Below are 13901 nucleotides of genomic sequence, written 5' to 3' on the forward strand. Positions count from 1 at the left end.
TTGCGTTTCCGACTCTATCAGATCTTTCCGATCCGATTTCCTCGGTGCTTTCCAGGTTCTCGCTTTCGCGTTTCCCTTTCCGGCGGTTCCGACTCTATCAGACTCTTTCGTGTCTGACTCCCAGTCAGGGGGGCTTGCCTTCCCGGCTGTTGGGCCGTTCCGACGTCCCAAACTTTAGCGGATCCTCCCGGCGGTTCCTAATCGGGCCGCCGAGCCCGAATCGAATTGAATTCGGGCACGCCGAATTCATCCCGATGGGGAGATCGTGCTGGTGGTTGGGTTGCCGCATCAGCGGCGGAGGTGCTGGCACAGAACCGTTACGGCCCCGTGGCAACTCGAAGAACCTTACGGATCCGGCAGGACGATGTCAACCATCCCTGTCAAGATCTTTAATCGAGGTCGCTGAGCCGGCCGCCGGCATCCGGCTGGGCGTGCTCCACGCGCCGCAGCAGGCGGGTCAGGACCTCGCCCAGGACACCCCGCTCCTCGGCGGACAGGTCCTGGAGCAGGTCCTCCTCGAAGACGGTGGCGAGGCGCATCGCCTCCAGCCACTTCTCCCGACCCTCGTCCGTCAGCTCCACGATGACGCGCACACGGTTCGACTCGTCGCGCTCCCTGGTGACCAGCCCTTCCGCGACCATGCGGTCGATGCGGTGGGTCATCGCGGCCGGGGTCAGACCCAGCCGCTTGGCGAGGTCGCTCGGACCCAAGCGGTACGGGGCGCCGGAGAGGACGAGGGCCTTGAGGACCTCCCATTCGGCGTTGCTGATGCCGAGGGCGGCGGTCTGACGGCCGTAGGCGACGTTCATACGCCGGTTCAGGCGGGAGAGCGCCGAGACGATCTTCTCGACCTGGGGGTCGAGGTCCTGGAACTCGCGCTGGTAGGCGGCGATCTGTTCTTCGAGTGTCGGCTCGCTGACGCCGGGAGTGTCGCCCATGGCGGCAGTATCGCACGGCGTCGCTTGGCGTTGAAGTCCTTCAAGGTGTAGAGTTCAACTCCTAACTTTAGCTTCGAAGTCTTCAGGTCTGCATTCATGCCCCCTGAACATGCGCCCGCAGCGGCGACATGGGCAGGGGGCTCGTACGTGGCCCCAAGGCTTCACGAACAAGGCAGGTGAAAGTGACCAGGGCGATGGGCGCAGCGATGCGCCGGATCCACGTGGGCAGCGCTCTCAGCGCGTTCGGGCTCGGCTTTACGGTCCCCTTCCTCTACGTCTATGTGGCGCAGGTGCGGGGACTCGGCTCCATGACGGCGGGCGTCGTGCTCGCCGTCTTCGCCGTCGCCGCCCTGGTCGTGCTGCCGTTCGCCGGGCGGGCCATCGTCCGGCGCGGCCCACTGCCGGTCCTGCTCGCCGCCCTGCTCACCGCCGCCACCGGAGCGCTCGGCCTCGGTCTGGCCGGCAGCGCGGCCACCGTGCTGCTGTCGGCGGCCGCGCTCGGCGCGGGTCAGGCCGTGATGCAGCCGTCGCTGGCGCCGATGATCGTGGACTGCTCCACCGCGGAAACCCGCTCGCGTGCCTTCGCGACGCAGTTCTTTCTGCAGAACCTCGGCCTCGGCGTCGGCGGCCTGATCGGCGGCCACATTGTCGACACGAGCAGGACGAGCTCGTTCACCCTGCTGTTCGCGATCGAGGCGGCCATGTTCCTGCTGCTCGTCGTGGTCATGTCGACCGTGCGGATGCCGCGGGCACCCCGGATCGAGGGGAACGCGCCGCGGGCCAGGGGCGGCAGCTGGAAGGAGCTGCTCGGCAACCGGGCCATGGTGCAGCTCTCCGTACTGGGCTTCGTGCTGTTCTTCGCCTGCTACGGGCAGTTCGAGTCGGGTCTGTCCGCGTACGGCGTCGAGGCGGCCGGGATCTCCACGTCCGCGCTCGGCACGGCGATGGCCGCCAACACCGCGATGATCGTGGTCGCGCAGTTCGCGGTCCTCAAGTTCGTCGAGCGCAGGAAGCGGTCCCGGGTGATCGCCGCGGTCGGCCTCATCTGGGCCGTGGCGTGGCTCACGGCCGGGTACGCGGGTCTCGGGCACGGCAGCCGGACCATGGCGACCGCCGCGTTCGTGTCGACGTACGCGCTCTTCGGGCTCGGTGAGGCGATGCTGTCGCCGACGGTCGCCCCTCTGGTGGCCGATCTGGCGCCGACGGGCATGGCAGGTCAGTACAACTCCGCCTTCGCCCTGGTGAAGCAGCTCGCGCTGGCGATCGGTCCGGCGGTGGGCGGTCCGATGGGCGCGTCGCTGCACGGCCCGTACATCGTCACGTTCCTGCTGTTCTCGCTCGGCATCACGTTCCTCGCCGTGCGCCTGGGACGGCAGCTCACGCCCGTGCAGAACCAGCCGTCGCTCGTGAGGAGCCGGGTGGTCGCGCAGGGCGGCGCGCCGGCGGAGCCGGCCACGGCCAGCGCCTGACGTTCGGACGTACCGGCACGGACGGGCGACGGCCGTCACCACGGAGCACCGTGGTGACGGCCGTCGTCGTGTCTCAGCGCACCGCCGTGACCAGGTTGGCCGTGAAGGGGACGGTCGCGCTGCCGTCGGGGGCGGTGCGGTCCGCGAGGTGGGCGTGGACGGCGCGACCGGCCCGCGCGAGGGCCTCCTCACCCCGGGTGTCGATGATCGTCTGGCCCCAGGAGGTCGAGGAGAGCTGGCCGGGTGCGTATGTGTCCAGGGGCGGGAGGGCGACTCCGAAGCTGACCTCGCGGGCGGTGCCGTCGTGGAAGCCGGCGGTGCTCAAGGCTGCGGTGAGGCGTTCCGCAGTGCCGGAGAAGGCGCCCTCGTAGTCCGCCGCGACGTCCGGACCGCCGTATTGCCTGACGGCCTCGTACTGGGCGACGAAGTACGGGATCAGCTCCCGCGCGGCCCAGGTGGTGGCGGCGAACCGGCCACCGGGCCGGGTCACCCGGGCCACCTCGGCGAAGGCGGCGTCGAGATCGGGGAAGAACTGGACGCCCTGCTGGCAGACGACCGCGTCGAAGGTGGCGTCCTCGTAGGGGAGTTTGTCGGCCGGGGCCGTCGTGAAGTCGATGTCCGGGTACATGCGGGGCGCGTGAGCCCTGGCCACCCTGATCATGCCCTCGTTGACGTCCGCGCCGAAGACGCGGCCCGGCGGGCCGACACGGGCGGCGACCGCGCGGGCCACGAAGCCGGTTCCGCACGCCAGGTCCAGGACCGTGGCGCCCGGGTAGAGGTCGACGGCGTCCAGGGCCGCGTCGACAAAGGGCGCCATGAACGGCGCGGCGTACCGCTCGTACCGCTCGGGGGCGGTTCCTCTGAGCTGAAAGCCCGTTTCGTCTGCCATGGGGGAGCTACTAGCACCGGCGGGTGCGGACGGCCAGATGGCGCGCGGAGGCGCCTGCGGCGTGCACCCCCTTCCGCCCGCCCCGTCCACGAGCCGGGAGATCTCAGGTGTCGGGCGGGCTCACGTGGTGCCGCCGCGGGGCAGGACGAACTCGCACCACACCGCCTTCCCGCCGCCGGGTGTGCGGCGCGAGCCCCAGGCGGAGGCGATCGTGGCGACGATGGCGATGCCGCGGCCGGCCTCGTCCCCGGGCTCGGCGCGGCGCCGGCGGGGCAGGTGCTCGTCGCCGTCGGTCACCTCGACGGTCAGGCGCCGGTCGGTGCGCCGCAGGCGCAGGCGCATCGGCGGGGTGCCGTGCTGGAGCGAGTTGGCGACGAGCTCGCTGACGGCGAGGACGCCCAGGTCGTGCAGATCCGCGGGGAAGCGCCAGCTGGTGAGGACACCGGACGCGAAGGCACGCGCGCGTGGAGCCGCTTCCACCCCGCCGAGGAGTTCCAGGGCGGCGTTGCGGAACAGGTCGCTGTCCGCTCCCGTGCGCGCCGGGTGCTGAAGGACCAGGACGGCCACGTCGTCGTCGTGGTCGGCCGTGACGCCCGCCGAGCGGACCAGCCGGTCGCAGACCACCTGCGGTGTGCCGGTGGCTCCCGCCAGGGCGCGCTCCAGCGCGGCGATCCCCTCGTCCAGGTCCTCGTCGCGGCGCTCCACGAGGCCGTCCGTGTACAGGACGGCCGTGGAGCCGGGACCGAGCGGGACCGAGCCGGAGGCATGCAGCCAGCCGCCGGTGCCGAGCGGCGGCCCGGTGGGCTCGTCCGCGCGGTGGACGGTGCCGCTCTCGTCCCTTACGAGGATCGGCAGATGGCCGGCGGACGCGTACACGAGACGCCCCTCGTTGGGGTCGTGGACGGCGTAGACGCAGGTGGCGATCTGGTTGGCGTCGATCTCGATGGCGAGGCCGTCCAGGAGCTGCAGGACCTCGTGGGGCGGCAGGTCGAGGCGGGCGTACGCGCGGACGGCGGTGCGCAGCTGGCCCATGACGGCGGCGGCGCGCACGCCCCTGCCCATGACGTCGCCGATGACGAGGGCCGTCCGGCCGCCGCCGAGGGTGATCACGTCGTACCAGTCGCCGCCGACCGCGGCCTCCGTGCCGCCGGGTTGGTACGTCGCCGCGACGCGCAGGTCGTCGGGCTGCTCCAGCTCCTGGGGGAGCAGGGAGCGTTGCAGGGTGACGGCGGTCTCGCGCTGGCGGCGCTCGCTGGCGCGCAGCCGTTCGGCGGCCTCGGCGTGGTCGGTGACGTCGGTGGCGAAGACGAGCACACCGCGGTCCTCGCCGTCCGGGGAGATCTCGACGGGCGTGCAGGTGAACGTGTAGGAGCGACCGCTCGGCACCTTGCGGGACTTGACCGTGCGGGGCCTGGCGCTGCGCAGCACCTGGTCGAGGAGCGGGAGCAGGCCGAGCGCGTCCAGCTCGGGCAGTGCCTCGCGCGCGGGCACGCCGACCGGACGGGCGCCGAAGGCCGCCGCGTAGGCGTCGTTGACGTAGGCGAGGCGGTGGTCGGGCCCGTGCACGAGGGCGACGAGCGCCGGGACGCGGTCGAGGACCTCGCGCACGCGCAGTTCGTCGACGGCGAGGGCGGACGTCGCGTCGTCGGTCAGCTGCTCGACGCGGGCCGCCGGCACGGAGCCTTCCCCCCGTCGGTCCGGGGAGACCGTGTGCTCGGTCCGCGCTGCGGCGCGGCGCTGCGTTCCGGGGAGCCGGGCGCTCCAGCGCGTGAAGTTCACAGTGGGGAAAGCCTCGTGGTGAGAAGGGCGAGCGGTTCGCCCGCCCGAGGTCGTGGACCAGTCTGGCAGTCTGGCGGACCGGGCCGACATCCGTCAGACGCCGGTCCGGCCGGTGGAGTTCCGCGGTCCGGTCAGGACGACCCCTTCGGGTCGTGAGGAGGCTTTCCACCGGCCGCGAGTTCGAACTCCGCACGGGGGTGTTCGAGCGAGCCGAGAGACACGATCTCCCTCTTGAAGAGCCCTGCCAAGGTCCATTCGGCGAGCACACGGGCCTTGCGGTTGAAGGTGGGCACCCTGCTCAGGTGGTAGACGCGGTGCATGAACCAGGCAGGATAGCCCTTCAGCTTGCGGCCGTAGACGTGTGCGACGCCCTTGTGCAGGCCCAGCGACGCGACGGAGCCGACGTACTTGTGGGAGTACGTCTCCAGGGGCTCGCCGCGCAGGGAGTGCGCGATGTTGTCGCCGAGGGTCTTGGCCTGCCGTACGGCGTGCTGGGCGTTGGGCGCGGTGTCCGTGCCGGGCTTGTCGACGGAGACGTCGGGGACGGCGGCGGCGTCCCCCGCGGCCCACGCGTGCGGTGCGCCGTCGACGGTCAGCTCGGGGGTGCAGCGCAGCCGGCCGCGCTCGTTCAGCGGCAGGTCGGTGGCGGCGAGGATCGGGTGGGGCTTCACGCCGGCCGTCCACACGACCGTGCGGGTCGGGAAGCGGGCGCCGTCGCTGAGGACCGCGACGCGGTCCGCGCACGATTCGAGGCGGGTCTCCAGGCGCACGTCGATGTTGCGGCGGCGCAGCTCGGTGACCGTGTACTTGCCCATCTCCTCGCCGACCTCGGGGAGGATGCGGTCCGAGGCCTCGACGAGGATCCACTTCATGTCCTCGGGCCGGACGTTGTGGTAGTAGCGCGCGGTGTAGCGGGCCATGTCCTCCAGCTCGCCGAGCGCCTCGACGCCCGCGTACCCGCCTCCGACGAAGACGAAGGTCAGCGCGGCGTCGCGGATCGCAGGGTCGCGGGTGGAGGAGGCGATGTCCATCTGCTCGATGACGTGGTTGCGCAGGCCGATGGCCTCCTCGACCGTCTTGAAGCCGATGGCGTAGTCGGCGAGGCCGGGGATCGGGAGGGTGCGTGAGACGGAGCCCGGGGCGAGGACCAGTTCGTCGTAGGCGATCTGCTCGGCGCCGGCTCCCTCCTCCTCGGTGGCGAGGGTGGTGAGGGTCGCGGTGCGCTTGGCGTGGTCGATCGCCTGGGCCTCGCCGATGACGATCCTGCACTGGCCGAGGACCCGGCGCAGCGGGACGACGACGTGCCGCGGGGAGATCGAGCCCGCGGCGGCCTCGGGAAGGAACGGCTGATACGTCATGTACGGGTCGGGGGACACGACGGTGATCTCGACGTCGCCCCGCTTCAGTTCGGCCTTCAACTTCTGCTGGAGGCGCAGGGCCGTGTACATCCCGACGTAGCCGCCGCCGACAATGAGAATGCGCGCACGTTCCTTCACCATCCCATGACGCACCCGACAACAGCGTTTGTCCACAGCCCCGACAATTTGTGTGACCGGCCGCCGACAACGCGAAGAGTTGGCCGATTTGCCGGGCTCTGCGAGAAAACCGCAGCTCAGAGCGGGTGCAAGGGGGGCACGGAGGGGGCGCAATCGGGACGTAACCGGCCCGTACTCCGATCGAGGGGCGCTCCGTGCGGAACCTGCCCCTTCTGAATTGACTGCCTCTCAACTATGTTCGTGTGTCGACGGAGTGTAGGGGGATGCGCTCCACGGGTCCGACGGGGACCCGTGCGGACGAGTTAGTGCCCCATGCTCCGGCTATCAATGGCGGGGAGAGTCTCCGGGGGGAGACGTCATTACCGGGGGAACGTTATGCACATTCAGGACTCTCATTGGTCTTCCGCGTCTGCCATCGCGCCCGGCGGCGCGGCGGGCGGCAACGGCCGGGTGCCGGCGGACGGATCGCGCAGCACACCGCTGCGCGTGGACGCACAGCGCAATCTGGAGCACGTCCTGCGGGCGGCGCGCGAGGTCTTCGGCGAGCTGGGGTACGGCGCGCCCATGGAGGACGTCGCCCGGCGCGCCCGGGTCGGCGTGGGCACGGTGTACCGGCGCTTCCCGAGCAAGGACGTCCTGGTCCGCCGCATAGCCGAGGAGGAGACCTCCCGGCTGACCGACCAGGCGCGCGCGGCACTCGGCCAGGAGGACGAGCCGTGGTCGGCGCTCTCGCGCTTCCTGCGCACCTCGGTGGCCTCGGGCGCCGGACGGCTGCTGCCCCCGCAGGTGCTGCGGGTCGGCGTCGCCGAGGACGGCTCCGAGACGGACGAGGCGCGGGTGCCGCAGCAGCGCTCGCAGCCCACGCCCGAACTACGGCTCGTCGAGCAGCGGCCGGCGCCGGCCGAGGAGGAGTCGATCCTCGCGGCGGACGACGCCGGCGCTGCGGCCCTGCTCGACGTGGTGGGCCGGCTGGTGGACCGGGCCCGTGCGGCGGGCGAGCTGCGGGCGGACGTCACCGTCGCGGACGTCCTGCTGGTGATCGCGACGGCCGCCCCGTCATTGCCGGACGCCGCCCAGCAGGCCGCGGCCTCGGCCCGGCTGCTCGACATCCTGCTGGAAGGCCTGCGCTCCCGCCCGGCGTGACCCACGCCAGGGGGCGCTGGATGTGAAGCGTGCGGTCCTGTCACCCCGGCCCGTGCGCCGACGCGCCCCTTGACGGAGGGCCGTTTCGGGCCGCGGGCCACGGGGTCGCAGCGGACCGTGCGCACGAAGGCCATGGCCCGGCGCGGGCCGTGGGCACGAAAGAACACAGGCCCGTTGCGGGCCGTGCGTACGACGGCCGCGGAGCCGGTGCGCGCGGCCCTCGCGCCCCACTCCACACCTCTCGCGGCATAGGGCAACTCCCGTTCGAGCAAAGGCCGTTGACCATTCCCCGAACGAGTGACCAGTAGTACTCCCGGGCGGGAAGTGCCCCCGGACGAGTGGTTGGCCCGTTCGGGAAGGACCCGCCCCTGGAGCGTGTGGCACTCTTGCCCGGTATTCGGGTCCGAGTGTGCAGGCGGGGGCTTTCCGCGATGAGTTTTGACGGGCGGGACGAGTCACCCGGCGACGGTGACGCGGACGGCGACGCGGAGACCGGCAAGGGCCCGGGAACCGGCGCCGGCCCGACCCCGCACCAGGTGCCCGGCCAGGTACCCGGCCACATGCCCGGACAGGTACCCGGCCAGGGCGGACGCCAGGGCATCCCCTCGGCCCCCGTGCCCATCGGTGGAGCCCCCGACGCCGGCGTCCCGGCCCAGCGCGACCGGCGCGAGGACGGCGTGCTGCCGCCCCCGGTCGAGCCGCCGCCGTCCGACGCCGGCCTCGTCGCACGGATGCGCGCGGGCGACGACACCGCCTACGAAACGCTGTACCGGCGACACGCGGAGGCCGTCCGGCGCTACGCCCGCACCTGCTGCCGGGACGCCCACACCGCCGACGACCTCACGGCCGAGGTCTTCGCCCGCACGCTCCAGGCGGTACGCGGCGGCAGCGGCCCCGAACACGCCGTCCGCGCGTACCTGCTGACGACGGTCCGCCGCGTCGCCGCGAACTGGACGAAGTCGGCGAGGCGTGAGCATCTGGTCGACGACTTCGCGGTGTTCGCCGCTCAGGCGGCCCGCGGATCCGAGGTCTCCGACGACGACACACTCGACGTGGGCGCGGACGTGCGCGCGATGCACGAGGCCGAGCAGTCCATGGCCATGCGGGCCTTCCGGTCGCTGCCCGAGCGCTGGCAGGCCGTGCTGTGGCACACCGAGGTCGAGGACGAGTCGCCGAGCGAGGTGGCCACCCTCTTCGGGCTCGACGCCAACGGCACCCGCGTCCTCGCCAGCCGCGCCCGTGAGGGCCTCAAGCAGGCCTACCTCCAGGCGCACGTCAGCACCGCGCTCACCAGGGACGAGGAGTGCGCCCGGTACGCCGACCGGCTCGGCGCCTACGCCCGCGGCGGGCTGCGCACGCGCGCCGAGCGCGGACTGCGCAAGCACCTGGAGGAGTGCGCCGAGTGCCGGCTGGCCGCCGGCCAGATCAAGGAAGTCGCCGGCGGCATCCCCGCGGTCGTGCCGGTCGCCGTCATCGGCTGGTTCGGCGCCGCCGGGTACGCGAAGGCCGTCGCGCTCATCGCCGGCGGCGCCGGGGCCGGAGCGGCGGGGGCCGCGGGCGCGGCAGCGGCGGGCGGCGGCTCCGGCGGGGCGAGCGCCGGAGGCGGCGCGGCGGCCGCGGAAGGGCTCGGGGCTCCGGTCAAGGCAGGCATCGCGGCGGGCGTCGTCGCCGTCGCCGCGACAGCGATGGCACTCGCCCTGGCCGGCAACGACAGCCCGGCGAAGCAGCCCGAGGCGAAGCCACCCGCCTCGCCCGCCGTCGAGGCGCCGCTGCCGTCACCGAAGCCTCCGAAGCGGGCGCCCGCGCCGAATCCCCCCGCCCCGGCGCCCACCCCGCCCCCGGAGCCGACGCCCGAGTCCTCCGCGAAGCCCACTCCCGACCCGTCCCCCACCCCCACGCCCAGACCCACCCCGACGAAGGCGCAGCCCACGCCCCGCCCGACACCACCACCGCCGACACCACCACCGCCGCCGCCGACCACGCCGCCGCCCCCTCCCGCGCCGGTCGTCTACCAGTGGAGCGAGCTCGGCTACAGCATCGAGGGCGACCACACCGGGCCCGAGATGCGGCTCGGCGAGAGCAGCTGGGTGTGGCAGCGCGGCAACCTGTCGATCGCGAACGACCGGTACGCCCACGGGGTGACCGTGCACGGCCGGTCCTCGGTCACCATCGACCTCAACCGCACCTGCTCCTCGTACGACGCGACGGTCGGCGTCGACGACCTGACGACGGGCCTCGGCAGCGTGCGCTTCTCCGTCCGCGCCGACGGGACGCGGCTGTGGCGGTCACCGCTGATCGAGGGCGGCGACCGGGCCGTCCCCGTCCACGTCGACCTCACGGGCCGCCGGACGGTCCGCCTCGAGGTCGAACCGCACGGCCCGTTCGACTCCGCGTCGCTGGCGGACTGGGCGGAGTCGAAGTTCCGGTGCAGGTGAGCGCGTGAGCGCGGTACGCCGTTATCCGGCGGCGCGCTCCCGCAGCGCGGCGGCCAGGTCCCGCAGGGCCTCCTGAGTGGTGAAGTCCGCGCCCGCGGCCCGCTCGGACGCGTGGCGGGCCGGGCCGAGGGCGGCGAGCGCGGCGGCCTCCGTACGCTCGGCGACGGTGTCCTCGCGGGCGGGCCGCGGATGGCCGCCACGCCACCGTGCACCGGCGGAGAGCAGCCGGACCGCGAGCGGATGGTCGCCGAGCTCGCCGACGAGCCCCGCGGCGACATCGACGAAGGCGGCCGCCACCACGTCGGCACACCGCAGGTCCACCGCCTCCCGCAGGGCGTCGACCATCTTCCGCAGACCGATGAGCGGCCCGGACTCGGCGACCGTCACCAGCGCGTCGACCCAGTTGAGCGCCGCGGTGAACTGCGGCGGCGGGCTGCCCAGGGCGGACTCGGAACGCGCCCGCTCACACAGCTCGCGCGCGAAGGCGACCTCCCCTTCGTCCAGGACCATCTGGGCACGCAGCAGATGGACGAACGGCCTGGAATCCATCACCCCGTAGCGGTCGGCGGCGGCGCCCGCCTCGTCCAGGGTCGCCAGGGCCTTGGACCGCTCGCCGGAGCGGTACGCGACCTCCGCGAGCCGCGCGATCAGGAACGGCGTCTCCGCGTACGCCCCCACCTCGTGGGCGAGCCGCAGCGCCTCCTCGTACTCGCCCTTCGCCTCACCGAAACGGCTGCGCGCCATGGCCGCCTCACCGGCGGCGCTGCACACCTGGGCCCGCATCCAGCGGTCGCCCACTCGGCGGCTGAGCCCGCGCAGCTCCGTCAGGTCGTCGTCCACGCCGGGCATGCCGCCTGGGGCGTCGACGACCATGTGCGTGCGGAACATCAGCATCACGCCGACCTCCCATTCGCCGCCGTGCTCACGGCAGTTGGCGATCGCCGCGTCGAGCGCGGGCTGCGCGTCGACCGCCCCGCCGAGGAAGTACGAGGCAAGCGGCCAGACGAGGCCCGGCATCCGGGCCGCGTCCGGGCCACCCGCCTTGAAAGCGGCCTGCACAAGCTCGATGTACTCCCGCGACCGGACGTCCGCCCAGTCGCCGGGCGGCCCGGCTTCCAGCTTCATGAACACGTCAAACATCCGCAGCCTCATCCGCATCGGACGCAGCGGATGAAGGGCGTCGCGCCCGGGTGCCTCCAGGAACACCGCCACGGGATCGACCGCTTGCAGCGCGGCGAGGAACGAGTGCGTGTCCTCCCCCGCGGGCACCGTGCCCAGTTCGGCGGCCGTGCCCAGCCGCAACACGAGCTCCGTCCATTCCGTGCCCTCACGGCGGTAGTTGCGCAGCCACCAGAACCAGCCCATGGCGAGGACCACGGCGCCGGCCGTCTCCTCGTCACCGGCGACGACCGTGCGGTGCAGGGCCGCCCGGATGTTGTCGAGCTCGGTCTCCAGCCGGCGGATCCACGGAAGCTGCGCTGCCGAACGCAGCAGCGGTTCGGCCTCCTCCACGAGCGCGCGCACCCATGCGCGGTGCCGGCGCTCGGCCGCGGCGCGCAGCCCGGGGACCTCGGCGGCGCGCTCGGCGGCGTACTCGTGGATCGTCTCCAGCATGCGGTACCGCATGCCGCCCCACTCGTCGTCGTACGGCGTCGCAACGATCAGGGACTTGTCGACGAGCGCCCCGACGAGATCGGCCGCCGCCCCGGTGCACACGGCCTCCGCCGCCGCCAGGTCCCAGCCGCCGGCGAACACGGAGACCTCGCGCAGCACCGTCCGCTCCCGCTCGTCGAGCAGGTCCCAGGACCAGTCGACGACGGCACGCAGCGTCTGCTGGCGGGGCAGCACCGTACGGCTCCCGGAGGTCAGCAGACGGAAACGGTCGTCGAGCCGGTCGGCGATCTGGCGGGGGGTGAGCAGCCGCAGCCGCGCCGCCGCCAGCTCGATGGCGAGGGGAAGACCGTCGAGCCGTCGGCAGATCTCGTCCACCGCCGCCGCGTCGTGGAGCGCGGCATCGGCGTCGGGACGCACGGCCGACGCCCGCTCCATGAACAGCCGGCGGGCCGGATCGGGCGGCAGGGGCTCGACCGGCCGCAGCAACTCGCCCGGCACACCCAGGGGTTCACGACTGGTCGCGAGGATCGTGAGCCCCGGGCAGTGCGTCAGCAGGGTCTCGGCGAGCTCGGCCGCCGCACCGATGACGTGCTCGCAGTTGTCGAGGATCAGGACCTGGCTGCGCGGGGCGCAGTGCTCGACGAGCAGCGCGACCGGGTCGTCCTGCGGCACCCCCGCCATCTCGTTGGTCATCAGGACGGTCTCGCGCAGGCCGAGCGCGTTGACCACGGCGCCCGGGACCGCCTCGGGCCGGTCGAGGGGGGCCAGCTCGACGAGCCATGCCTGCGGAAGCCCGGCGGCGGCCTCCTCCGCGAGGCGTGTCTTTCCCGAACCGCCCGGTCCGGTCAGGGTGACCAGGCGGGCCCTGCCGAGATCCGAACGGATGGCGTCGAGTTCGGGCTCCCGGCCCACGAACGAGTTCAGCCGAGGGCGCAGATTCCCGGCCCGCACGGGATCGGCCGGCCCGGCCTCAGGACCGCGCCCGGACGACCCGCTCAGCAACTGCGCGTGCAGGGAACGCAGTTCCGGCCCGGGATCGGCGCCCAGGCCCTCCAGCAGTCCGCGGCGCACCTCCTCGTACGCGGCGAGGGCGTCCGCTCCGCGCCCCGCGTCGCGCAGGGCACGGATCAGCAGGACCTGCAACCCCTCGTCGTACGGATGGGCCGTCGTCAGCTCCCGCAGCTCCGGTACGACGTCGGAGGCACGGCCGAGCCGCAGGTCCGCCTCCGCCCGGGCCCGCCTCGTCTCCAGACGCAGCGCCTCCGGACGGGTCGCCGCCGAGCGGTCGGGCAGGTCGGCGAGTGCCGGGCCGCGCCACAGGGCCAAGGCCTCGCGCAGGCGGTCGGCCGCGGTCGTGGCGTCGCCGCGGTCCAGAGCGGCCCGGCCCTCCGCGGCGAGCCGCTCGAAGACGAACAGGTCCACGTCGTCGCCGGTGGCACGCAGGCGGTAACCGCCCGCCTCCGAGGTGACCTCGTCCTTGCCGATGGCCCGACGGAGACGGCCGACCAGCGCCTGAAGCGCGGCGGGGGCGTCCGCGGGGGGAGCATCCGCCCAGACCTCGTCGATGAGGGTGGCCGGGCTGACGGGGCGGGCGGGGCGCTGGGCGAGTGCGGTGAGCAGGGCGCGTACGCGGGGGCCGCCCACGTCCACCTGGGTCCCCCGGTCGTCCTCCGCCTGGGTGATCCCCAGAATTCTGTACCGCACCCGCCCATTCTCGCCGCCCGCGCCCGCCGGAACACCGCCTTTCCCCGGCGAGCCGGTCCGCATCCCCACCAGCGCCCTCCCCCGCGGCTCCGCCCCGGACCCCAGATCGGCCTGAACGGCCTCGTCCTCAAACTCCGGACGGGCTGAAAGGCACGCCCTCCGCTCCCAGGCGGGACAGGCCCGGAACGGCCCACCGAATCTCGTAAGCCACCCGGAACTCGGCCCGATCGGCCTGGACGGCCTCGTCCTCAAACGCCGGACGGGCTGAGGGACGGCGCCCTGCCCTCAATTCGGGACGGGACGGGACGGGAACTACCGCCGGACGGGACGGGAGCCGGCCTTGGACGACGGCCTGGGAGCCGCCGCCGGACGGCCTGGGAGCCGCCGCCGGACGGGCTGAAGAAGGGGCCGGACGGGCTGAAGGTGACCCCAGC

8 protein-coding genes are annotated in these 13901 nt (G+C 73.1%); 3 read left to right on the forward strand and 5 right to left on the reverse strand.

All coding sequences use genetic code 11. The features are described from left to right. Window positions 1–389: 389 nt before the first annotated feature. Complete coding sequence (locus H305_RS0142675) at window positions 390–938, reverse strand: MarR family winged helix-turn-helix transcriptional regulator (protein ID WP_028805820.1); 549 nt, start codon at window positions 936–938, stop codon at window positions 390–392. A gap of 194 nt (window positions 939–1132) precedes the next feature. On the opposite strand from H305_RS0142675, the gene H305_RS0142680 reads away from it, so the two are divergent. Next, window positions 1133–2407: an MFS transporter gene (locus H305_RS0142680; RefSeq protein ID WP_028805821.1), complete on the forward strand. Its 1275-nt coding sequence runs from the start codon at window positions 1133–1135 to the stop codon at window positions 2405–2407. Between the two features lie 73 nt (window positions 2408–2480). Here H305_RS0142680 and H305_RS0142685 read toward each other — a convergent pair whose 3' ends face one another. From H305_RS0142685 to H305_RS0142695, 3 genes are all read right to left on the reverse strand, one after another. After that, window positions 2481–3296 (reverse strand): class I SAM-dependent methyltransferase, encoded by an 816-nt coding sequence (locus H305_RS0142685; protein ID WP_028805822.1) that lies wholly within the window; start codon window positions 3294–3296, stop codon window positions 2481–2483. Window positions 3297–3416: 120 nt separating this feature from the next. Next, on the reverse strand, window positions 3417–5075 hold the full coding sequence (locus H305_RS0142690) for an ATP-binding SpoIIE family protein phosphatase (RefSeq protein ID WP_028805823.1): 1659 nt from the start codon (window positions 5073–5075) through the stop codon (window positions 3417–3419). 131 nt (window positions 5076–5206) lie between these two features. Next, complete coding sequence (locus H305_RS0142695; RefSeq protein WP_028805824.1) at window positions 5207–6574, reverse strand: NAD(P)/FAD-dependent oxidoreductase; 1368 nt, start codon at window positions 6572–6574, stop codon at window positions 5207–5209. A 372-nt stretch (window positions 6575–6946) separates the two neighbouring features. On the opposite strand from H305_RS0142695, the gene H305_RS0142700 reads away from it, so the two are divergent. Next, complete coding sequence (locus H305_RS0142700) at window positions 6947–7714, forward strand: TetR/AcrR family transcriptional regulator (protein ID WP_028805825.1); 768 nt, start codon at window positions 6947–6949, stop codon at window positions 7712–7714. 431 nt (window positions 7715–8145) lie between these two features. Beyond that, window positions 8146–10149 carry a sigma-70 family RNA polymerase sigma factor gene (locus H305_RS0142705; protein ID WP_028805826.1) on the forward strand — a complete coding sequence of 668 codons (2004 nt, stop codon included), beginning with the start codon at window positions 8146–8148 and terminating at the stop codon, window positions 10147–10149. Between the two features lie 21 nt (window positions 10150–10170). Here the strand turns inward: H305_RS0142705 and H305_RS0142710 are convergent, their stop codons facing one another. After that, complete coding sequence (locus tag H305_RS0142710; protein ID WP_199791547.1) at window positions 10171–13467, reverse strand: BTAD domain-containing putative transcriptional regulator; 3297 nt, start codon at window positions 13465–13467, stop codon at window positions 10171–10173. Between the last annotated feature and the right edge of the window lie 434 nt (window positions 13468–13901).

Origin of the sequence: Streptomyces sp. 142MFCol3.1 (genome assembly GCF_000424945.1) — a bacterium.
In the GTDB taxonomy this organism is placed as follows: Bacteria; Actinomycetota; Actinomycetes; order Streptomycetales; family Streptomycetaceae; genus Streptomyces; species Streptomyces siamensis.

Excerpts from the sequence above, each read along its gene's own strand:
- H305_RS0142675 (WP_028805820.1), bottom strand. The coding sequence starts at position 938 with ATGGGCGACACTCCCGGCGTCAGCGAGCCGACACTCGAAGAACAGATC.
- H305_RS0142680 (WP_028805821.1), top strand. The coding sequence starts at position 1,133 with ATGGGCGCAGCGATGCGCCGGATCCACGTGGGCAGCGCTCTCAGCGCG.
- H305_RS0142685 (WP_028805822.1), bottom strand. The coding sequence starts at position 3,296 with ATGGCAGACGAAACGGGCTTTCAGCTCAGAGGAACCGCCCCCGAGCGG.
- H305_RS0142695 (WP_028805824.1), bottom strand. The coding sequence starts at position 6,574 with ATGGTGAAGGAACGTGCGCGCATTCTCATTGTCGGCGGCGGCTACGTC.
- H305_RS0142700 (WP_028805825.1), top strand. The coding sequence starts at position 6,947 with ATGCACATTCAGGACTCTCATTGGTCTTCCGCGTCTGCCATCGCGCCC.
- H305_RS0142705 (WP_028805826.1), top strand. The coding sequence starts at position 8,146 with ATGAGTTTTGACGGGCGGGACGAGTCACCCGGCGACGGTGACGCGGAC.